General features: G+C 67.4%; 17 protein-coding genes and 1 pseudogene. 10 read left to right on the top strand and 8 right to left on the bottom strand.

Going from position 1 to position 21,931, the window contains the following annotated elements; translation table 11 throughout:
- Positions 1-84 precede the first annotated feature (84 nt).
- The 6 genes from AC5Y4F_RS25045 to AC5Y4F_RS25020 are packed head-to-tail and all read left to right on the top strand — an operon-like array spanning position 85 to position 6,383.
- The gene (locus tag AC5Y4F_RS25045; RefSeq protein WP_499999259.1) at positions 85-1,440 is read left to right on the top strand and encodes an amidohydrolase family protein; all 1,356 of its coding nucleotides are present in this window, start codon (positions 85-87) and stop codon (positions 1,438-1,440) included.
- Between the two features lie 2 nt (positions 1,441-1,442).
- A complete protein-coding gene (locus tag AC5Y4F_RS25040) occupies positions 1,443-3,776 on the top strand; it encodes a CaiB/BaiF CoA-transferase family protein (protein ID WP_499999257.1) in 2,334 nt (777 codons plus the stop codon).
- A 1-nt stretch (position 3,777) separates the two neighbouring features.
- A complete protein-coding gene (locus AC5Y4F_RS25035; RefSeq protein WP_067930830.1) occupies positions 3,778-4,119 on the top strand; it encodes a hypothetical protein in 342 nt (113 codons plus the stop codon).
- Positions 4,120-4,138: 19 nt separating this feature from the next.
- Complete coding sequence (locus AC5Y4F_RS25030) at positions 4,139-5,305, top strand: thiolase family protein (protein WP_067930833.1); 1,167 nt, start codon at positions 4,139-4,141, stop codon at positions 5,303-5,305.
- Positions 5,302-5,736, top strand: a complete 435-nt coding sequence (locus AC5Y4F_RS25025; protein ID WP_499999254.1) for a Zn-ribbon domain-containing OB-fold protein — start codon at positions 5,302-5,304, stop codon at positions 5,734-5,736. Before AC5Y4F_RS25030 ends, AC5Y4F_RS25025 begins: the two co-directional genes overlap by 4 nt.
- Positions 5,733-6,383 carry a PadR family transcriptional regulator gene (locus AC5Y4F_RS25020; RefSeq protein ID WP_067930838.1) on the top strand — a complete coding sequence of 217 codons (651 nt, stop codon included), beginning with the start codon at positions 5,733-5,735 and terminating at the stop codon, positions 6,381-6,383. Before AC5Y4F_RS25025 ends, AC5Y4F_RS25020 begins: the two co-directional genes overlap by 4 nt.
- Positions 6,384-6,537: 154 nt before the next feature.
- Here AC5Y4F_RS25020 and fadD1 read toward each other — a convergent pair.
- The 3 genes and pseudogenes from fadD1 to AC5Y4F_RS25005 all read right to left on the bottom strand — a co-directional run.
- Positions 6,538-8,118 (bottom strand): annotated as a pseudogene (gene fadD1, locus AC5Y4F_RS25015) (fatty-acid--CoA ligase FadD1); the annotation flags it as partial.
- 435 nt (positions 8,119-8,553) lie between these two features.
- Complete coding sequence (locus AC5Y4F_RS25010) at positions 8,554-9,324, bottom strand: SDR family NAD(P)-dependent oxidoreductase (RefSeq protein ID WP_499999251.1); 771 nt, start codon at positions 9,322-9,324, stop codon at positions 8,554-8,556.
- Positions 9,325-9,381: 57 nt separating this feature from the next.
- A complete protein-coding gene (locus tag AC5Y4F_RS25005) occupies positions 9,382-10,212 on the bottom strand; it encodes an alpha/beta fold hydrolase (RefSeq protein ID WP_067930846.1) in 831 nt (276 codons plus the stop codon).
- 67 nt (positions 10,213-10,279) lie between these two features.
- Here AC5Y4F_RS25005 and AC5Y4F_RS25000 point away from each other — a divergent pair, with 67 nt between their 5' ends.
- On the top strand, positions 10,280-10,888 hold the full coding sequence (locus AC5Y4F_RS25000; protein WP_067930849.1) for a TetR/AcrR family transcriptional regulator: 609 nt from the start codon (positions 10,280-10,282) through the stop codon (positions 10,886-10,888).
- A gap of 135 nt (positions 10,889-11,023) precedes the next feature.
- Here AC5Y4F_RS25000 and AC5Y4F_RS24995 read toward each other — a convergent pair whose 3' ends face one another.
- Complete coding sequence (locus AC5Y4F_RS24995) at positions 11,024-11,971, bottom strand: extracellular catalytic domain type 1 short-chain-length polyhydroxyalkanoate depolymerase (protein WP_499999246.1); 948 nt, start codon at positions 11,969-11,971, stop codon at positions 11,024-11,026.
- Between the two features lie 74 nt (positions 11,972-12,045).
- Here AC5Y4F_RS24995 and AC5Y4F_RS24990 point away from each other — a divergent pair, with 74 nt between their 5' ends.
- Positions 12,046-12,504 (top strand): MarR family winged helix-turn-helix transcriptional regulator, encoded by a 459-nt coding sequence (locus AC5Y4F_RS24990; RefSeq protein WP_499999244.1) that lies wholly within the window; start codon positions 12,046-12,048, stop codon positions 12,502-12,504.
- A 76-nt stretch (positions 12,505-12,580) separates the two neighbouring features.
- Complete coding sequence (locus AC5Y4F_RS24985; RefSeq protein WP_067930856.1) at positions 12,581-12,850, top strand: DUF4242 domain-containing protein; 270 nt, start codon at positions 12,581-12,583, stop codon at positions 12,848-12,850.
- A 7-nt stretch (positions 12,851-12,857) separates the two neighbouring features.
- On the opposite strand, the gene AC5Y4F_RS24980 is transcribed toward AC5Y4F_RS24985, so the two are convergent.
- Positions 12,858-15,758: a helix-turn-helix transcriptional regulator gene (locus AC5Y4F_RS24980; RefSeq protein WP_067930859.1), complete on the bottom strand. Its 2,901-nt coding sequence runs from the start codon at positions 15,756-15,758 to the stop codon at positions 12,858-12,860.
- A gap of 155 nt (positions 15,759-15,913) precedes the next feature.
- Between AC5Y4F_RS24980 and AC5Y4F_RS24975 the strand changes: the two genes are divergently transcribed.
- A complete protein-coding gene (locus tag AC5Y4F_RS24975; RefSeq protein ID WP_499999241.1) occupies positions 15,914-17,290 on the top strand; it encodes an FAD-binding oxidoreductase in 1,377 nt (458 codons plus the stop codon).
- A 12-nt stretch (positions 17,291-17,302) separates the two neighbouring features.
- On the opposite strand, the gene AC5Y4F_RS24970 is transcribed toward AC5Y4F_RS24975, so the two are convergent.
- The 3 genes from AC5Y4F_RS24970 to AC5Y4F_RS24960 all read right to left on the bottom strand — a co-directional run.
- Positions 17,303-18,112, bottom strand: a complete 810-nt coding sequence (locus AC5Y4F_RS24970; RefSeq protein ID WP_067930865.1) for a polysaccharide deacetylase family protein — start codon at positions 18,110-18,112, stop codon at positions 17,303-17,305.
- A gap of 252 nt (positions 18,113-18,364) precedes the next feature.
- Positions 18,365-19,765 carry an alpha/beta hydrolase gene (locus AC5Y4F_RS24965; RefSeq protein WP_499999234.1) on the bottom strand — a complete coding sequence of 467 codons (1,401 nt, stop codon included), beginning with the start codon at positions 19,763-19,765 and terminating at the stop codon, positions 18,365-18,367.
- 173 nt (positions 19,766-19,938) lie between these two features.
- Positions 19,939-21,931, bottom strand: a 1,993-nt coding sequence (locus AC5Y4F_RS24960) for a copper-translocating P-type ATPase (protein ID WP_499999232.1), incomplete at its 5' end; no start/stop codon positions are given.

Raw genomic sequence — 21,931 nt, 5'->3', positions numbered from 1 at the left:
CGTCGCCGATGCGCGGAGTCCTGGTTGACACTGTGATGCGTACCATTATCTACTAGTCGCGGACTGTCGACCGAGGAGCGCGGCATGAACAAGGACGATCTGATCCTGATCAGCGTGGACGATCACATCGCCGAGCCCGCCGACATGTTCGACGCACACGTTCCCGCCGCATATAAGGACCGCGCCCCCCGGGTGGTGCTCGAGCCCGACGGCGTCCAGCAGTGGTACTACGGCGAGATCCGCGGACGCAACATGGGCCTGAATGCGGTCGCGGGAAAACCGCGCGAGATGTATAACATCGACGCCTCACGCTATGACGAGATGCGGCCGGGCTGCTTCAATGTGGACGAGCGGGTGCGGGACATGAACGCCGGTGGCCAGTTGGCGGGGTTGAACTTCCCGAACTTCACCGGGTTCTCAGGTCAGGTACTCAACCAGGGCCCCGACCGCGAGACGAACCTGGTGATGATCAAGGCCTACAACGATTGGCATGTCGACGAATGGTGTGGCGCGTACCCGGGCCGATTCATCCCGTGCGGCATCCTGCCGTTGTTCGACGTGGCCGAGGCCGCCAAGGAAGTGAAACGACTCGCCGACAAGGGCTGTCACGCCGTCACGTTCTCCGAAAATCCAGAGGCCTTGGCGATGCCCAGCATTCACACCGAGTACTGGTACCCGCTCTTCGAGGCCGTCTGCGAAAGCAACACGGTGCTGTGCACCCATGTCGGATCGGCGTCGCGGTCTCCGCAGGTGTCGACCGATGCGCCGCCCAGTGTGCAGATGACCGCCTCGTCGATGATGAGCATGTTCACGTTCACCGAGCTCATTTGGGCCCAGTTCTGGGCCGACTTTCCGCAATTGAAGTTCTCGCTGACCGAGGGTGACGTCGGCTGGATCCCGTACTTCCTCTGGCGGGCCGAGCACGTCTACAACCGGCACTCGGGCTGGACGCTGGCGACCTTCCCGCCCGGCTACGACGGGCCCACCGATGTATTCAAGCGGCACTTCTACACCTGCTTCATCAGCGACAAAGTCGGTGTGCGAAACATGAATTGGTTCAACGAGGACATGCTGTGCTGGGAGTCCGACTTTCCGCACTCCGACAGCAACTGGCCCTTCGCACCGGAGGACATCGTCGCCACCATGGGCCACCTCGACGACTCGGTCATCGACAAGATCACACATCGAAATGCCATGGCCGCATACTCATTCGACCCGTTCCAGCACATCCCGAAGGAGCAAGCACGGGCCGGTTACCTGCGCGCGCAGGCCACCGACGTCGACGTGGTCACTCATGTCGGCCGCCAGGCCAGCCAGCGCGATCGTGACGCGTGGACGCGGATGACCCAGTTCGCCCTGCAAGCACAGGTCTTGGCGCAGTCGCCGGGAACGGTTGAGGCGTCCGGTATCGCGGGCCGCGCCACCACTCTGGGCAACTGAGCGTGGCAGCCGAGGCGCCCTTCGCAGACTGGCGCGTGCTGGAGTTGTGCAACGGCCTGGCGGCGTCATACTGCGGCAAGATGTTCGCCGACGCCGGTGCCGACGTGGTCAAAGTCGAGTCCTCCCTAGGAGACGCGGTGCGCGGCTGGTCGGCCGGCGGACCGCCCGGCGCGTTGTTCGGCTATCTGGCTGCGGGTAAGAAGTCCGTCGTGAATCATGGTCAGGCCGAAATCGGCTCGCTGCTGGCCGGCGCCGACCTGATAGTCACCGACCTCACCGACGGATGGACGCTCGATGCCATCACGGCACACACCGCCGGGTCGGCCGTGGTGGTTGCCGTCACGCCATTTGGCACCACCGGTCCCTACGTCGAAAATCAGGTTGTTGCCAACGAATTCATCCTCCAAGCGTTGTGCGGATCGATCGCCGGCCGCGGTTGGCCGGACGACGAGCCCGTCCAGGCGGGCGGCCGGCTCGGCGAATGGCTGGCAGGTACGTTCGCGGCCGCGGTGGCTGCCGCGACAGCCCGGCATGCCGCCCGAAGCGGTCGCGGCGAGGTCATCGACGTCTCGACATACGAGGCCATGGCGATCGCCATGGGCGGCCTGTCCGCCATGTCGGCCAGCGTGCTCGGCGCCGATTCGCTGCTGCACGAGCGTAGTTTGGAGCTGCCGTCGATCGTCCCGACGGCCGACGGTATGGTCGGCTTCTGCACCATCACCGCGCAACAGTTTCAGGATTTTCTGGTGATGATCGACCGCGCCGATCTGGTTGACGACGCCGAATTGGCATCTTTCGCCGGGCGGGTCGAGCGCCGCGACGAGTTCCTGGGCATGGTCACCGAATGGACCGGCTGCCGGACGACCCAAGAGATCGTCGATCTCGCCGTGGCCTTCCGGATTCCGGTGGCCCCCATCGCGACTCCGGAGATGCTCCCCAAGATCGACCACTTCGTCGAACGCGGGGTGTTCGTCGAATCGCCGGCCGGGGTGCTGGCGCCGCGGGTGCCGTATCGCAGCGACGCGATAAAGACCGGGGTGCCGGCCGAAGCGCCGCAACTCGGTGCCGATAACGGGCGCGTGCGATGGCCCGCGCGTCCCGAGTCGCCGCACGCTGACAGCGCCGACGCACTGCCGTTGTCCGGCGTCCGGGTCACCGACTTCACCGCCTTCTGGGCCGGCCCGGTCGCCACCCAACTTTTGGGCGCCCTTGGCGCGGACGTCATCAAGATCGAGGGCGTGCGCCGCCCTGACGGCATGAGGTTCTCCGCCGGTCGCCCGCTCGACTGGGACCAATGGTGGGAATGGGGCCCGGTGTTCTTGTGCAGCAACAACAACAAGCGCGGCGTCAGCATCGAACTGGGTATCGATGCCGGACGAAAGCTCGCGCTCGAGCTCATCGCCGCGAGTGATCTCGTCATCGAGAACTTCTCCCCTCGAGTGATGGCGAACTTCGGCCTGGAATGGGATGCGGTGCGTTCGGCCAACCCGCGCGCGATCATGGTGCGGATGCCCGCATTCGGCCTCGATGGCCCCTGGCGTGATCGGGTCGGCTTCGCCCAGACGATGGAACAGGCAACCGGCATGGCGTGGATGACCGGACACGCCGACGGCCCCCCGGTGATCCCGCGCGGTGTGTGCGACCCGATCGCCGGCCTGCACGCCGCCTTCGCCGCAGTCGCGGCGCTGGTGATCCGCGACCGCGGGGGCAGCGGAATGCAGGTGGAGTCGACGATGGTCGAGGCCGCGTTGAACGTGGCGGCCGAAATGCTGGTCGAGTATTCCCGCAACGGAATTACGATGCGCCGCAGTGGGAACCGCGGTCCGGGGGCGTGCCCCCAAGGGGTCTACCGTTGCCGCGGTGAGAACGAGTGGGTCGCGCTGGCCGCGATTGATGACGTCGCCCGCGCATCGCTGGCCGGCCTTCTCGGGCAACCCGGGCTGCACGAAACCGGCTGGGCGGAGCGGGCGGACGACGTCGACAAACTGATCGGCGCCTGGGCCGCAGGGCAGTCGGTGGCCGAGGCCGTCGATGCGCTGCGAACCGCCGGGGTGGCCGCCGCGCGCGTCACACCGGCCGCGGCGCTGCTGACCGATCCGCAGCTGCGAGACCGCGGCTTCTGGGAGACGGTCGACCATCCCGTTGCGGGCTCCTTTCTGTGCACCGGAATGCCTTTCGCATTCCTCGGCAGGCCGCGGCGCTGGATCCGGCGGATACCGCCGCTTTACGGCCAACACACGGAGGAAGTGCTGACCGAGGTCCTGGGGCACAGCCGGGCCGACCTTTCCGCGTTGCGGGAATCCGGAACTGTCAGCGCCCGGCCGGCGGGTTTGTGACATGGCGGTCAGCCTGTGCGTGCCGCCCCGGGCCGGAGAGCTGTGTGCGCCAGTGCGGTTTTTGCTGCGCCAGGACTCCGTGGTGATGGAGTTGACCGCCCGCCACCGCATCACCAGCGTCGAATGGGACGACGACGAGCGCGCGGTCGCGATGGTCGTCGAGATCACCGATCCACAGACGGCACGGCCGGTGGACGTGCGCATCGATGTCGTGGGAACCGGTTCGGTGGCCGGCGTTGGAAAGGGTGACGCGCGCGCCACGACGATAGGCACCATCACCCGCGACGGGCGTCGATACGAAGTCCGCGGCACGTATTTGGGTGTCGTCGCGGACGAAAATTGAAGGGCTGGAACGGAATGGGATGTCAGTGACGGCGGCGAAGCGCACCGCGGCGATCGTCGGAGTACACAACACCCGGCAGGGGCGCCGCCTGGAGGGCGAAACCTCGCGCGGCCTGGCGATCAAGGCGATCTTGGGCGCACTCGATGATGCGGGCCTGACTCTCGACGACGTCGACGGCATCAGCGCCAGCCCGCAGTCGACGTCGTTGGTCTACGACCTGCGTATCGGACCGGCCTGGCAGGGCCTGGCCTTCGGTGTCGGCATGATCACCGAAGCGGTCACCGCCATCGAGCACGGCATGGCCGACGTGGTGGTGTTGGTCGCGGCCCAGGCCGGCGAGTACCGGGACCACGAGGCCACCGCCCCCTGGACCCGGCCCGAAAACGAATTCGTCGCTCCCTGGGGCATGTTCACCGCCGCTGAGTTCGCGCTCATCGCTCGGCGGCACATGCATGTCTACGGCACGACGCGCGAACAACTTTCGATGGTGGCAGCGACCATCCGCAACAACGGCTCCCGCAATCCCGAAGCCGTCTATTACGACCGGGGGCCGTTCGGCCCGGACGACATCACCGCGTCGCGGCCCGTCGCCGATCCGTTCCATCTCTTGGATTGCGCCACCACCTCCGAAGGAGGGTGCGCCCTCGTCGTCGCGAACGTCGATGCAGTCGACGTTGCGGGCCGACCCATCTATGTGCTGGGCAGTGGGGCGGATTTCCACGGCCCGTCCTACCAGCACCCACCGGCATATGACCTTTCGGGCCGGCGCGGCGATCACGTCAACGGTGTGGTGGGTCGGCGCGCCGCGGAGTGCGCGTTCAACCACGCCGGGTTGCGCCGCGACGACGTCGACGTGCTAGAACTCTACGACCCGTTCTCGTTCGAAATCATCCGCCAACTCGAGGCTTTCGGCTTCTGCGGCGACGGCGAGGGCGGCCCGTTCGTCGCCGACGGCCACATCGCGATCGACGGCAGTCATCCGATCACCACCGACGGGGGAACCATGTCGTTCAGCCATGCGGGGGCCAATCCGCAAATGATGCAGAGGGCGATCCGCGCGGTGCAGCAGCTGCGCGGTCAGGCCGGCGGCCTGCAGGTCCCCGATGCCCATATCGCGTTGTGCAGCAACGGGGGAGCGGGGGCCCTGTTCACGACGGTCCTGATTCTGGGAGATGAACCACGGTGACTTCAGATCCGTTGCGGCCCCAGAACGGGCCTGTCCCGCACGCGAGCAGCCACGTCAGCGGCCCGTTCTGGGAAGGATGTCGATCACACGAGCTGCGCTACCAGCGTTGCGCGGCCTGCGGATCGGCGAACTTCCCGCCGACCGAGCATTGCCGGCAATGCCTTTCGGAGGACATCAGCTGGCGGCAGGGCAGCGGCCGCGGCGAGATCTACAGCTGGACAGTCGTTTATCGGCCGGTGACGGCGGAATTCGAATCGCCCTATGCCCCGGCGATCATCAACCTGGACGAGGGCTATCAGATGCTGACCAATGTAGTCGGCGTGACACCCGAAGACCTCGATATCGGTATGCGGGTGCGCGTTGAGTTCCACGGCGTCGGCCCCGGCGTGACCCTTCCGTACTTCACCTCCGCGGAAACGGACAGTTCGTGAACCCCAGAACCAGCAACGGCCTGCCGGTCACCGCCTACCTGGTCCTGGGCGTGCTGGCGGCCAACGACGAACAACTCACCGCCGGTGAAATCAAGATGCGCGCCGAACTGTCGGTCGGCCACTTCTACTGGTCACCGTCGGTCAGTCACGTGCGGCGGGAGCTGACCCGCCTGCTGGCGCGGGGCATGGTCAGCGAGACCGGCGCACAATCCGGCAAGCGAGCCATCACCTTGTACGAGACCACCGATACCGGCCTCGACGCGCTGCGCCGCTGGGTCCAGCACTTCCCGGGTCAGGACCGGGTGGTCATCAAACACCCCGTCATCCTCAAAACGTGGTTGGCCCGCGGCCAGGACCCCGAACATGTCCTCGACGTCCTGGACCGGCACCTCGACGCGACCCGGGCCCGGTTGGACGAGGCGCTGTGGTCGCGCCAGCGCTCGATCGATCTCGGCATCACCGATGACCCCGCGCAGCGCTACTCCTTCGCGGTATTGGACTATGCGATCCGCGGGCTGTACGCGGAGATCTCCAACATCTCGCAGCTGCGCGACGAGATCGCCGGCGGCACCACCCGAGACCCCGTCAAGCGGGTGCGGCGGTCGAAGGGTCAGATCCGGCGCCGGGTACCGAGGAGCCGCGCGTAGCTGCTGGTAGCGACCCGCTGCGCCCGGCTGTGCCGCCCTTGCGATCGCTACTAGCCGTTGGTAGCGACCCGCTGCGCCCGGCTGCGCCGCCCTTGCGATCGCTACTAGCCGTTGGTAGCGACCCGCTGCGCCCGGCTGTGCCGCCCTTGCGATCGCTACTAGCCGTGTAAGCCGTCCCCCGAGGTTCGCGCTCCCACAACGTCTCTCCCGCCCCGACCTCGGTTCCCCGCGCGATCAACTCGCGCTTGAGTATCTTGTGCGTCGCGGTGCTGGGCAGGTCGGCCGCGATGCGGACGAAGCGCGGGCGGGCTTTGGGGGACAGGTCGGGTTGCGCGTCCAGGAACGCCGCGAATTCTTCCGGCGCGAGGCTGTGGTCGTCGTTGAGCACGATCGCGGCCATCACCTGATCACCGACGTGACCGTCCGGGACGGCGTAGACCGCGGCCCGGCTGATGGCGCTGTGGCGCAACAGAATTCGCTCGATCGGCGCCGCGGTCAGGTTCTCGCCGTCCACCCGCATCCAATCCGCCGTGCGTCCGGCCAGGTAGATCCAGCCGTCGGCGTCGCGGTAGGCCAGGTCGCCGGACCAGTACATGCCGTGGCGCAGACGCTCGGCGTTGGCGTCCGGGTCGTTGTAGTAGCCGGTGAAAAAACCCGAACCCGCCGTGTTGACCAACTCGCCGACCGCTTCGTCAGCGTTGACGAGCGCGCCGTCGGCGTCGAACCGGGCCACCGCACATTCGGTGACGGTGTCGCTGTTGTAGATCGAGATCCCATCCATACCCTTGCCGATCGAACCCTTGGGGGTGCCTTCCTCGCGGATGACGATGACCGCATTCTCGGTGGAGCCGAAGCCGTCCTCGACCTGAACACCGAAGCGGCGGCCGAACTCGTCGATGTCCTTGTCGTTGGCCTCGTTACCGAAGGCCACCCGCAGGGGATTGTCGGCGTCATCGTCGCGTTCCGCGGTGGCGAGGACGTAGGCCAGCGGCTTCCCGACGTAGTTCATGTAGGTGGCGCCGTAGCGGCGGATGTCGTCGAGGAAACCGCTCGCCGAGAACTTCGCGGGCACCATGGCGGCACCGGAGCAGACCGCGGGCGCCCATCCGGCGACGACCGCGTTGGAGTGAAACAGCGGCATCGAGACGTAGCAGGTGTCGTGTTCGGTGAGGGCGAAGCGCTGAACCAGGTTGAGGCCGGCGACCGTCGCCATGAGGTGTGATACTTGCACAGCCTTGGGATTTCCGCTCGTCCCCGAGGTGAAGATCAAAATGAAGGGATCCATCGCGGTGACCTCGCGGTGAGGTTTCAGCTCCCCTGCGGCGCCGAGGAATTCGCTCCATTGCGGTGTCGAGGAGTCGAGGATCTGGGTCGGCCCGAGATCCAAGCCGTCCAGTAGCGGCCGATGTTCGGCGTCGGTGACGACAAACTGGCAGTCCGCGCGCCGGACGTCGGCGGCCAGCGCCGCACCGCGCCGCGTGGTGTTCAGGCCGCACAGGACGTATCCGCCGAGCCCGGCCGCCGCCATCTGGCTGACCATCTCGGGGGTGTTCCCCAGGAGGGCGCCGATGTGCATCGGCCGTTGTGGGTCGGCGGCGGCCAGCAGGGCGGCGGCCCGCGTCGTGGCGCCTGCCAGATACTCACGCCAAGTCCACTGCAGGTCACGGTATTTCACCGCGACTCCAGGATCCGATAAACGCTTGCGCAGCAGCGCTTGAATCGTGTCGTCAGCCATCCGTCGGATTCATCCTCACTTCACCGCGCCCTACGAGACGAGACGGTCCGTCTTATGCTACCGGGCGGCCGAGCTCCGACCTCGTGCCCGCCGACGAAACCGCGACTGCCCGGGCCGCGGCCGTACGCCGTGCACCCCCTCGTGTTGTGGAAACTTCCCTCCTGTGTCGCCCAGGATTCCCGATCGAGGACCGCGCGTATAGCCATCCTGTTCGCATTCAACCGCCATCATTGCCCCATGCTTTTTGAGTTGCACAGGTCGCTGATCCTGCTTCGGAACCGGGCGCGTGGATATCGGCGCGCGGTCTCACGGTCACGGTCGATCCGCATCCCCGGTCGCCGGCGTCGCGGCGGTCAGCCGGCCAAGTCGAAGGATAGCGATTAAAGCTATTGTCGTTCAGTGTGATTGGCCATCATGGCCAAGGCCGTGGGCTGCCTATCCCCCCACCATCATCAGGCCGCCGTCCACCGCCAGTAGTTGACCGGTGATGAACCCTGACCCGGGTCCGGCCAGGAACGCCAGCATCGGACCGAGGTCGCGGGCGGGATCGCCCAAGGTGCCGCCGAGCGGGATCATCATTTGCATCTGCTGGTCGATCAGGGCCGCGGCGTCAGGTCCGAGGAAATCGCGCAGCCGGTCGGCACCCGGCGTCTGCACCGCGGGCGCAAGGGCGTTGACGGTGATGTTGTCGGAAGCCCAGGTCTTGGCGGCCGACCGCGTCCACGCCTGCACCGCTCCCTTGGTCGCGGCGTAGACGGCCGAGATCGGGCTGCCCATCACGGCTTCCGATGACCCGAAGTTGATGATGCGACCGCCCTTGGGTCGTTGGTCCTTCATCACCGCATAGGCAGCCTGGTTGGTGAGGATTGTCGCCTTGACGTTGGTGTCCAACAGGAACGAGATCTCGTCGGCGCCGATGTAGCCGGGAATCCCCGCTTGCCACAACCCCGCGGCGTTCACCAGCACATCGAGTCCACCGAGGCGTCGCGCTGCCTCACCAACCATCGCCGAGACGGCCTCGGCCTCGCGCACGTCGCACTGCAACCACTCGGCGGCGAGGCCGTCCGGTGGTGGTGTCTTGTGATGAGTCGCCGCGACCTTGGCTCCCGCCGCCGCGAGGACTCCGACGGCGGCAGCGCCGATGCCGGTGGCGCCGCCGGTGACCAGGATCCGCCTGTTAAGAAGGGGAGACGTCGAATCTGACATGGCCAGAACGCTACCGCGATCGGTGGGAACCGCCGCGGTAGCGTTGCGGGCGCTCGGTCAGGTGCGCACCGCGACAGTCGAGAGCAGATCGGCGAGGCGGTCGGGCTGATCGACCATGGAAAAGGTCCTGGCCCCTGAGATGACTTCAAGGCGGGCGTTGGGGATGGCCGCGGCCAGCCGCGGCCCGTCTTCCTGCTCGAAGAACAGGTCGTCGGCCGACCAGGCAATAAGCGCCGGCTTGTCGAAGTCGTGCAGCCGGGCCGCTACCGTCGTCGTCACCTCGGTGCGCATCGAAAGCGTGAACTGCCGCAGGTCCTCGGCGACCGCCGGAAGCGACAACGCCGGGCGCACCCAGAGTTTGGTGAGGTCATCGATGTTGCTATGTGCCAGGCCGTTGAACGCCCGTGCCCGCACGACCGGCGCGCGTACCGCCTGAATCGCGCTGCGGAACAACGTCTTCGACTTGGCGGCCAGGAGCAGCGGCCGCAGGATCGGCGGCGGGAAATGTTCGAACGCATCGCAACTCGTGAGCACGAGCGCACCCAGCCGCTCGCGATGGTGCACAGCCACCAGCTGGGTGACAACCCCGCCGGTGTCGTTGCCGACCAGCACCACGTCCTGCAGGTCGAGAGCGGCGAGCACCTCGGCGACCATGCCGGCCACACCGGTGATGGTCTTGTCGGCGCCGCGGCGCAGCGGCTCCGGATGCGCGCCCAAGGGCCAGGTCGGGGCGATGCAGCGCAAACCGCGAGCGGCCAGGCGTTCGCTGACCTGGCGCCACAACTGCCCGCCCATCATGTATCCGTGCACGAAGACCACCGGCCTGCCATCCACGGGTCCGGTTGCTTCGTAATGGATGGTTCCAGCACTAATGTCGATCGTCGACATAACAAACTCCTAATTCAGCGGTACACTTACAAACAGGCTGCCTGTTCGTAAGTTACCAACAGGTTGTATGGAAATCAAGAGACGGACCCAGGAAGAGCGCTCCGCGGCGACCCGCGACGCGCTGATCGCCGCTGCCCGCCGGCTGTGGGGGCAGCGTGGTTACGCCGAGGTGGGGACGCCGGAGATCGCCGCCGCCGCCGGGGTGACCCGAGGTGCGATGTACCACCAATTCGCCGACAAGGCAGCGCTATTCCGCGAGGTCGTCGAGGTTGTCGAGCAGGACGTGATGGCGCGGATGGCCGTTGTGGTGGCCGAGTCCGGAGCCACCACGCCGGCGGAGGCGGTCCGGGCCGCGGTCGACGCATGGCTCGACGTCTCCGGCGATCCCGAAGTACGCCAGTTGATCCTGCTGGATGCGCCCAGCGTGCTCGGCTGGGCCGAATTCCGCGATGTCGCCCAGCGTTACAGCCTGGGCATGACCGAGCAGATGCTCACCGAGGCGATCCGGGCCGGCCAACTGGCCGAGCAGCCGGTCCGTCCGTTGGCGCACGTGCTGATCGGCGCGCTCGACGAGGCGGCCATGGTCATCGCGACCGCTGACGACCCGAAACGGACCCGCCGGGAAACCGGACAGGTGCTACACCGGCTCATCGGCGCAATGTTCGACGCGCGGTAAGGTTCGGCGGCGGCCGCCGACCGAAACCCTCGGGCCGCGTGGGCGCGGCGTGCATCAATGGAGCGCGGGTCCGGAAACGGAACGACGTGGTGACCGGGCGCGCCGGCATGGTCTCGATCTCGGAGATGGCTTGGGCTACCGATGTTTCTGGCTGAAGAATCGCCAGATGGTGTCCGTTGCATCGAGCGCCGTCGACGGCGCCGGAATTCCGGCGACCTTTTCAGCCAGGGGACTCGGCTCGCCGCCGGGCCATTGATGGCCGGCCCCGGCCACCGAAATCAGCTCCACCGTACGCTCGTCGGCACAGTCCGCCGTCTGCGTTGTCACGGCGCCCGAGGTGGTTGAGTTCGGCGCTCGGCATCCGTCGATGGCGCGCCAGGTGGCGTTGACGGATTCTGCCGATGGCCCGTCGACGCGCGGAGATCCGTTGGCCGCGACGGCTTTTCCAGCGCCGCCGTCATACGGGACTCTGTCGTCGGCGGTGCCGTGGATCTGTAGAACCGATGCCGGCCGTGCCCCAGAGCAGTCCGTCAGCAGGGTGCCGGCCACCGGGGCGATCGCCGCGAAAGTATCAGACTGACAGCCCATTCGAAGTGCCATCATGGCGCCGTTCGACATACCGGTGACATAGATACGCGCGCGATCGACCGGGATTTCCTTTCCGATGGCGCCGACCATGGCGTTGATGAAGCCGACATCGTCGGTGTTGAGGTAACCGGGTTCGCCACAACAGGTTCCGGCGTTCCATGCCCGGTTGAGGCCGTCGGGGTAGGCGACCAGGAAATGCCCGTTATCGGCCTCGGCGTCCCAGTGGTAGTAGCGCTCGGCCTGCGCGCCGTTACCAAAGCCGCCGTGCAGCATGACCACCACCGGCACGGCGTCGGCCAACCCCGGGGGTCGGTACAGGTGGAAGGCCCGGCTGATGCCGCCCGACTGGATTCTGTGTGTAGATTGCCCGACCGGGATCGATTGCGAGTCAGGCGTGCCGAGTGCGTGGCCGCCGCAGCCAAGGCTTACGCCGAGCACGGCAGCCAGGACGGCGATGAGGCTGACGCTGACGGCCCGGCCATGAAGCGATCGCATGCCGTCATCGTGGCAGCCGATGTTGCATTTGACAAGTAACTTGTCAATCTCCGTCGGGATGGCACACTCGTTTCATGCGACGCCCTCTGCAGCCCGATTGGCAGCCCACCGTGCCCGCACTGGTGAATCTGCTGGCCGCGTCGGGGGGGCCGCGATTGCGGGCGGCGTTTGCCGCGACGGGACTTGACGGGATCCGCCCGGCGCAAGCGGGCGCGCTCGTGCCGCTGGCTGCCGGCGGGCTGCACGCATCGGAGCTCGCCGATCGACTCCAAGTGACCCGGCAGGCGGTCGCCCAGGCGATCGCCGGGCTGGAGCGGCATGGCTACGTCACCCGAGTGCCCAATCCCCTAGACGCGCGAGCCCGAATCATCGAGCTGACACCGAGGGGCCGACAGGCCCTGCGTGTAATGCGTTCGAACGCGGTCGCTTTGGAGCGGCGATGGGAACGGGTCCTGGGTCGGCAGCGAATGGGTGAACTGCGCGAGACCTTACAGATGTTGCTCGCCGATCCCGGCGAGGCGGCTCGGGAGTGACACCCGCGGGAATTTCTATGTCGCGATTGACGCTGAGACCTTAGGCTCGACCCAACACAGTGAACAGGAGTCCGCCGTGCCCATCTTCATGGTCGAGCGCAACTTCGCCGAGGAACTAGAACCGGACCTCGAAGTTGCCGACGGTATCAACCGGATCAACGACGAAGCGGGCGTTCGCTGGATGTACTCGTTCCTGTCGGCGGACAAACGAAAGACCTACTGCCTGTATGAGGCGCCGTCACCGGAGGCCATCAGATTGGCGGCCGCACGCGCAGGCCTACCTGCCGACTCCGTCGTCGAAGTAAAAGAGCGGTTGACGCCGGACGGGGCCCTGTCCGAAATCTGAGGACACGCTACCCGAGAAGCTCGTGATCTGAGGCGTACATCGCCGCCTGCGTGCGGTTCGCCGCCCCCGTCTTGATCAGGATGTTGCGTACATGGTTTGCGGCGGTGTTGGTGCTGATGAAAAGGCGTTCGCCGATCGCCCGGTTGCTCAACCCCTCAGCTAGTAGCCGCAGCACCTCAACCTCCCGCTCGGTGAGGCCGTCCGGACCAGTTGTCCGCAGCGAATCCACCAGTTCGACGACCCGGGTCTGGCCGATTGCACCGGCGATTGCGCGCGTCTCGTCGGCCAGGCGGCGGGCGTCCTCGGTGCGACCGCACGCCGCCTCGAACATCGTCTGCCGGGCAAGGGTCTCGGCGATATGCACCACCGATCCCATCCGGCGATCCATCTCGATCGCGGCGGCGAAGTGCCGCTCGGCCGCGGCGACGTCCCCGCAGAGCGCCGCCATCCGGGCCAGATATCGGTCGGCGCTGCCGAACAGCGCGACGAACTGGCCCGCCACCAAATTCTTTCCGGCATAACGCGCGACGAATGGGCGCAGCGCGTGGACCGCTTCACGGTGCGACAGCTCCAAGGCCGCCTCGACCATGAACACCAGTTCCATCGGCCACTGCGCGTCCTCGAGGCGGTCGCCGAGGTTGCGGTTGAGCAGTTGGTTGAGCGCACGGGTCATCCCCCGTTCGCAGTTGAGCTCGGTATATAAGGCAAGCAGGCCGGGCACCCAGCGGCCGGTGAACGTCTCACTGCCGTCAATGAACCTGCCGAACTTCTTCAGGTCGCCGGTCTCACGGCGAATCATGAACATCTGCACCCCGTTCGAGCCTTCGGTGTCGTCGGCGCCGAATAAATCGCCTGTGTGCAAAGCGATGTCGGCCCAGCGTTCGGCGCCGGTGAAGTCGCCGCGCAGGTAGGCCAGCGCCTGCTCCATGCAGGCGCCGACAAACCCGAAAGCCGGTTGCCCGCACGCCTGGGCCGCGCGCCGCATGTCGGCCGTCGCAGCGGCAAGGCCGTCGGGGCGGCCGGCCAGGTAGCTGACCAGGGCGTGGAAATGTGACGCCGCGCCCAATGACTCGTAATCGCGACGCGACAACGCCATCTTGGAGACCTCGGCCGAGCGCCGCTCCTGGATTTCGCTCATCTCGGGCGTGAGGCCTTGCCACAGGCTAGTTTTCAGCGTATGCAGGAGCACTGCGCCGTCGTTGACGGCCCGTGCCCGCGCGATCGCGTCGGCGCCGACCTCGCGGGCTCGCGCCGCTTCGCCGGCGAAGGCCAGCGCTCGCCCGAAGCTGGCGAGCGCCTGCACGTAGCGCGGGTCGTCGGCTTGCAGTCCGCAGGATTCCAGCGCCGCCGCGAGCAAGTCGGCCGCCTTCGAATTCGCCTGCGCTGGCCGCCAATTAGCTTCCTCGTAGCCTACGGCGGCCTCCAGCCGCATCAGTGGATCGTCCATCGCGCCGATGCGTTCGTAGATGACCCGTGCCCGCGCGAACGAGCCGCCGCGCACGTGGTTGGCGGCGGCGTCAAGGTGCAAGCGGGCGCGTTCGGTGAGATTGAGCTCCGGCAGCGACGCTGCCCGCTCGAACCACTTCGCCGCGTCCTCGTAGGCCAAACTCTGCTCGGCCATCCGGGCCGCCCGGCGCGCGTACCGCAGCGCCTGCTCGTGATAGCCCAGCACGTGCGCGGTCAGGAAGTGATGGGCCAGGCGCGGAACGAGCGACGGGTCGGCGCGGCCCTCGAGCGCCTCGGCGGCGCGCGCGTGCATGACCCGCAGCCGCGAGGCCGCCATCCCGCCGAGAACCGACTCACGGGTCAGCGCGTGGACGAACGCGAATTCACCGTCGGAGTCGTGAACCGCGCGGACCAGCCCGACGGCCTCGGCTGAATCGATCGCCGCCAGTGTCGCGCCGACCTCCGTGTCACACGTCGAGATGAGCGCCGGGAGGTCGAACGTCTGGCCCAGCACGGCCGCCTGCTCGATGACCGCGCGCACGCCGGTACCTAGTCCGGCAAGGCGGCGGGCGATCGCGTCGCCGATCGAGGCGGGGACCGTCTGCTGCGTGCTCAATGTGGCCAGGCCGCCGCGGATTTCAAGGTCGTTGACCAGTTCGGTCAAGAAGAACGGATTGCCGCCGGTTCTCTCCCGCAGCATCGCGGCGGCCGTGCGTGCCGACGCCGGGGCCAGCTGCTGGGTCCGCGCCACGAACTCGGCGATCGCCTCGGTGTCGAGGCCCGCAAGGTCCAGGCGCCGCACCCCGTCGAACCGGTGCAGCTCGGCCAGCCGGGCCGCGAGATCATCGGACCGGTCGGGCTCGGTCGTGCGGAACGTGACCACCACCAGGACCCGCACATCGGAGCAGCCGATCAGCACGTGCTCGAGCAGCGCGAGCGTAGGCAGCTGCGCCCAGTGCAGGTCGTCGAGTATCAACGCGACCGGGCGATCGACCGCCAGCCGGCGCAGAAAGCCGGTGAACGCGTCGAACAGAGCCTGCCGTTGCACCCCGACATCGGGCGCCGGGCCGACGTCGGGCAAGTGCCGCCCCACCAGCGCTGACAGCCGCCGCAGCTGCGGCCCTACGTCGTCCAGTAGCTCGGCCATCGAACCCGGCGGACCAGCGATCAGCAGCCGATCGAGCGCCTCGGCGAAGGGCGCGTAGGGCAGATCCTCATCCGCGGTCGAACCTCCCACCAGCACCGCGACGCCGTGGTCGAACAGCGACCCGGCCACCTCCGCGGCCAGGCGCGTCTTGCCGGCCCCGGGTTCACCGCCGATGAAGACCGCCTGGCGGTTGCCCCGCTCCACCCGTTCCCAGGCCTGCTCGAACACCGCGAGTTCCGCGGCGCGACCCACGAGTGGGCCACGGCGGCGAGCGATCAGTTCGGCCGGGAGCGGCGGCGGCACCCACAGCGCCATGCAAACAACGTAACCGCAGCGATCGGGTGGGTCGATAGTCAGATGTGACTATCGTGGAAAGCCTCGGAAATGCTCGGTTGTGGTCATGACGCGGGCTCACCGGCCTCGTAGCGTCGCGGCATCGACACTTGCGAGCAAACAAGGAGGTGTGGGCGATGAGCCTCACAACCGCAACCGATGAACTACGGGCCAGGCTCGGCTCGCAGGTAATCCTGCCCGACGACCCGGGATACGACGAGGCGCGCGCCGTGCACAACGGCATGATCGACAAGCGGCCGGCGGTGATCGCGCGCTGCGGATCTGCCGCGGATGTCACCGCCGCCATAGAATTCGCGCGCGCCCGCAACCTGGATGTCGCCGTGCGCGGGGGCGGCCACAACGGGCCGGGGTTCGGCACCGTCGATGGCGGGCTGGTTATCGACCTGTCGCCGATGAACCGGGTCGACGTGGACGCCGACAGGCGCACCGCCCGGGTCGAAGGTGGCGCAACGTGGGCTCAAGTGGACGGGGCGACGCACGCACACGGTTTGGCGGCTCCTTCGGGCATCATCTCGAGCACCGGGGTTGGGGGCCTGACCCTCGGCGGCGGTCATGGTTACCTGTCTCGCAAACATGGCTTGACCATCGACAACCTGGTGGAGGCCGAGCTGGTGCTGGCAGACGGTCGCGTGGTGCGGGCGTCCGAATCCGAGCACCCCGACCTGTTCTGGGCGCTGCGCGGGGGCGGCGGAAACTTCGGCGTGGCTACGTCTTTCACGTTCCGGCTCCATCCCGTGCACACAGTGATCTGTGGTCCCACCGCCTGGCCCGCATCGGCCACCGCTGACATCCTCAATTGGTACCGCGAGTTCATCCCGGCACAGGACGATGATCTCTACGGATTCTTCGCGGCGATGACCGTCCCTCCCGTGGCGCCGTTCCCGGAGGCGTTCCACTTGCAGAAGGCCTGTGCCGTGGTCTGGTGCTACACGGGTGATCCCGCGGCCGCCGAGGAGGTGTTCGCGCCGGTGCGCCAAATGGAACCAGCCTTCGACGGTCTCGGTGCCGCGCCCTTCCCCGCGCTGCAGTCCACCTTCGATGGCCTGTATCCCAAAGGGCTGCAATGGTATTGGCGAGGAGACTTTTTCCGGACGATCGCCGACGGCGCGGTTGCCGCCCACGCCCGCTTCACGGAGGAATTGCCGACCATGCACTCCACGATGCACCTGTACCCCATCGACGGCGCGGTCCACCGGGTCGGCCAGACAGACACGGCATGGGCCTACCGGGACGTGAACTTTTCGCAAGTCATCGCCGGAGTGGACCCCGATCCCGCGAACGCCGAACTGTTGAAACACTGGGCCGTCGACTACTGGGACGCCACCCACCCGTACTCGGCCGGCGGTGCCTATGTGAACTTCATGATGGACGAGGGACAAGAGCGGGTCCGGGCGACCTACGGTCCGAATTACCAGCGGCTTACCGAAATCAAGGCGCAATACGATCCCGGCAACCTCTTCCACATCAACCAGAACATCCGTCCGGCCCGATGAATTGCGCAGGGTCTACGGCGTTTTGAGGAAGACGTCGTTGAGGGTGACGGTGCGCAGGTTGCGCTCGCGGATGGTGTCGACGAGTTGCGGATAGACATGCGTCACCGGCAGATGATTGAGGTGGCCGATGACGATGGCCTGCGGCGTGAAGTACTGATCGGCCATCTGCACGATGTACTCCTCGGTGATCAACGTTGAATCCGACAGCGAGCCCGACCACAGGGTGGGGACCTTGTAGCCGAGGTCGGCGGCGACCGCGTCCACGGCGGCGTTGCGCTTCGCGTAGGGCGGCCGCCAATACGGTTTCGCGCCGATGCCGTACGTGTTCTTCAGGAACGCATCATTGCGCGAGAGCTGTTCGGCGACTTGCTCTTTCGGCAGGGTGGTCATATCCGGATGCGACCAGGTGTGGTTGCCGAGTTGGATCTGCCCGCTGTCGACCAATGGTCGAAGCAGGTCGAGGTTTTCGGTCCACGAGTCGTAAATCCCGTTGACGAAATAGGTCAGCCGTACGCCGGTGTCCTTGGCGAACTGCGTGTAGGCCCGCACCACCTCGCCGTTGACGCCGTCGTCGACGGTGAGCGCGAGCAGATCACCCTCGCCGGGGATTTTCGTCAGGGCCCCGCCGCCGGGCAGCGGGATGCGGGCACTGAGCGGCGGGGGCGGCAACAGGGCCTGTGGGGCGGTCGGGCCGGAAGTCGCTATGTCGGCCGCCGCGCTTTGGGCAAACGTGCGGGGCTGCGGATCGACGATGAGCCGCGCAGCGCCTACGCCGGCGACGACTGACGCGGCGAGCGATCCCAGGAACTGGCGGCGGTTCATGACTGACAAGCGAGTGCGTCGATCACATGATCACGCGGTGACAGAAATAGCGAATTCAGCCCGAGTATTCGCCCGCTCATCGTGGCAGGCGCACCAGACGGGTCCCCGCAGGAACCGCCACCGGTGCAAAACATCAAGGCCACAGCCGCGAACCGTACCACTCGCCGTGCCCAGATGTCGGCTTCGTCACGGGAGGGTCAGCTGTGAATATTGCCGAGCTCGATTGTCACCGATGCAAGCCGACCGGCGAAATCAACGCGGTTCGGCAACCGTCCGTTGCGGCAGCTGCACCGGTTCGGCATTCGGCGTGCCCAGCGTCGAGGCCAGCCAGGGCAGTGCCGTGGCAAACGCTTGCGCCGCGAACGGCCAGTCGTGCTTGCCCGGCTGGGTGATCACCGCGCAGGCGATGCCGTTGGCGGCGCCGACGGCGCACAGCGTGTGCGCCGCGACATCCTGTCCTTCCGGGTTGGCCGCCGGATCACTGCTGGACGCAATGAGGGCGGGATTGCCTTCCGGCGCGACGTCGTGTGCACCGTCGGACCCAGGCACGTCGAACCATCCCGACAGGTCGTCGTAGTGACCGTGCTTCGTCATCACCGTGACCGGGTCGAAGGCGGCCCAGGCGTCGTGATTGCCGCCGAACAAGCGGGCCACGGTTTGATCCGCTGAGCCGCCGTTGGGCCCGCGATCGCCCGCGATGTCCACGAACGCCCTGAACAGCTCCGGGTGCATGACGGCCAGGTCTACGGCGCAGGTACCGCCCATTGACCATCCGGCGACGCCCCAGTTGGCCCGGTCGGCGCTGACGCCGAAGTTCGACACCATGAAGGGCTTGATGTCCTTCGTCAGATGATCGGCGGCATTGCCCCGGGTGCCGTTGACGCATTCGGTGTCGTTGTCGAAGGAACCGGTGGGATCGACGAACACCAGCACCGGGGAGAACCCGTGGTGCGCGGCGGCGAAGTTGTCGATGGCGGTGAAGGCGCCGCCGGGGCCCAGCCAGTCGGCCGGGGTGTTGAAGGCGGAGCTGACCATCATGACCGCCGGCAGCCGCGGTGGCGGGTTGCTGTTGAACCATGCGGGAGGCAGATACACCAATTCTCGGCGGTGAGCGAAGTGGGAGCCAGAAGGGCCGTTGCCGTCGATGTCCACCGGCACCACCACGCCCTTGGTCGGCCTGGTCCCGGCGACCTGCATCTCGGTGACCCGGAGTCGGTCTATTTGGTCGGGCAGCGGCACGGACGTCAGTTGGTTCCACGCGGCGAGTGCCGTGGGGAAGTAGCCGACCCAGCCGTTGAGCGCCATGCCCGCGCACAGGACGCACAGCGGTATCGCCAGCACCGCCACCGCCCGCCGCCACCAGCGAATTCCCCGCCAGCCCACCAAAAACACCGCGGCGGCCAGGCCGCTCATCGCGATCCAGAGCCACAGCGTCGTCGGTGCCGGGTCGCCGGCCACCCCGAGCGAGGTGATGTACCACCGGGCCAGCATGGTCACCGCGACGGCCGCCATCACCGCCACCGGCAGTACCCGCTTGAGCCAGCTCGGTGAGCGCCATTGGATCGCGACAACCACGACGAGCAGAGCCAGGCCCTGCACGGCGGGCGGAAACCAGCCGTGCAACAGGGACAGTTTTCCGAAGAACTGCTCCAACGGTCGTGACCTTCGCTATATCGATCGCTGCGCGCGGGTGAGGTGAGTTTCGAGGGGCCGGTCGGCGTCACCGAAGGCGGCGGCCGGACCAACTATCCCATACGATCGCGGCCCGCCCCCCGACCGTTTCCGCGTGTGGGCCCACCAGATCCGCGTGGCCCGCGTTCTCCATTTCACGCGTCTGCGGTGACGCTGGTGAACGAGCGCAGCCGCAGGCTGTTTGCGACGACCAGAAGGCTCGAGGCCGCCATCGCGGCGCCGGCGAACATCGGGTTGAGCATGCCGAGCGCGGCCACGGGGATCGCGGCGACGTTGTACCCAAACGCCCACAGCAAGTTGGTTTTGATGGTGGCCAGCGTTTGCCGAGAGAGCCGGATGGCGTCGACGGCGGCGCGCAGGTCACCACGGATGACCGTGAGGTCGGCGGCCTGGATCGCCACGTCGGTGCCGGTGCCCATGGCCAGGCCCAGGTCGGCGGCGGCCAGCGCCGCGGCGTCGTTGACGCCGTCACCGACCATGGCGACCACCTTGCCCTCGGATTGCAGGCGTTCGACGGCGGCCACCTTATCGGCGGGCGTCGCATCGGCGATGACCTGCGCGATGCCGAGTTCGCCGGCGATGCGGGCGGCGACGGTGGCGTTGTCCCCCGTCAGCAACACCGGCGTCAGGCCCAGGCCGGTGAACCGCCGCACCGCCTCGGCGCTCGACGGTTTGACGGTGTCGGCGATCACCAGGATGCCCCGGGTCAGGCCGTCCCAGCCGACGGCCACCGCGGTCTTGCCCTCGCTCTCGGCGCGGGCCTTGGCCGCGGACAGGCTGGCGTCGAGGGGCATTCCGCATTCGGTCAACAGGCTCTCGCGCCCGACGACGACGTGGCGACCGTCGACGGTGCCCCGCACGCCCCTGCCGTTGACGCCGGTGAAGTCGGTGGGTGACGGTAGCGCGCCGAGTTGCGCTGCGGCACCGCGCGCGATTGCTTGCGCGACGGGATGCTCGGAGGCGTCTTCCAGGGCGCCGGCGTAGCGCAGCAGAGCGGCGCGGTCGGTGTCGGCGCCGGCGATCAGGTCGACCAGGGTCATCTTGCCGGTGGTGACGGTGCCGGTCTTGTCGAGCACGATCGTGTCGACCTTGCGGGTCGACTCCAACACCTCGGGCCCGTTGATGAGCACGCCGAGCTGCGCGGCGCGGCCGGTGCCGACCAGCAACGCGGTCGGAGTCGCCAGCCCCAGCGCGCACGGGCAGGCGATGATCAGCACCGCGACGGCCGCCGTCAGCGCGGTCGTGAGCGCGAAGCCCGCCGCGAGCCAGCCGGCCAGGGTCGCCACGGCCAGCGCGATGACGACGGGCACGAACACCCGCGAGACGCGGTCGGCGAGGCGCTGTACCGGCGCCTTGCCGGATTGAGCCTGCTCGACGAGCTTGGCCATCTGCGCGAGCCGCGTGTCGTCGCCGACCCCGGTGGCGCGGACGACGAGCCGGCCGCCCGCGTTGACGGTGGCGCCGGTGACGGCGTCACCCTCGCCGACCTCGACCGGGAAGGACTCGCCGGTCAGCATGGAGGCGTCCACCGCCGACGAACCCGCGACGACGATCCCGTCAGTGGCGATCCGCTCCCCGGGACGCACGACGAACTCGTCGCCGATCGCGAGGTGTTCGATCGGAACACGGGCCTCGACCCCGTTGCGCAGCACGGCGACGTCCTTGGCGCCCAGTGTCATGAGCGTGCGCAGCGCGGCACCCGCCGTCCGCTTGGAACGCTTCTCGAAGTAGCGGCCGGCGAGGACGAACAGCGTTACACCCGCGGCGACTTCGAAGTAGACATGGCACGGGGCGTCGTCGCGCCCGACGGTCAGCTCGAAGGCATGCTGCATGCCCGGTTGGCCCGCCGTTCCGAAAAGCAGGGCGTAAATCGACCACAGGAATGCCGCCAGGGTGCCGAGCGAGACGAGGGTGTCCATGGTGGCCACCCCGTGTTTGAGGTTGTTCCAGGCGGCCGCGTGGAACGTCCGGCCGCACCATACGACGACCGGAGCGGTCAGGGCCAGCGAGACCCAATGCCAGTGCGGGAATTGCAGCGCGGGGAACATGGCCATGGCAATGACCGGGCCGGCCAGGACGACGGCGGTGATCAGACGCCGGCGCAGCGAGGTCAGCTCGGGATCATCC

It is taken from the genome of Mycobacterium sp. NGS56 (assembly GCF_059812425.1).
Note: the sequence above shows the minus strand (reverse complement) of the source record. Positions and strands in the feature narration are given on the sequence as shown.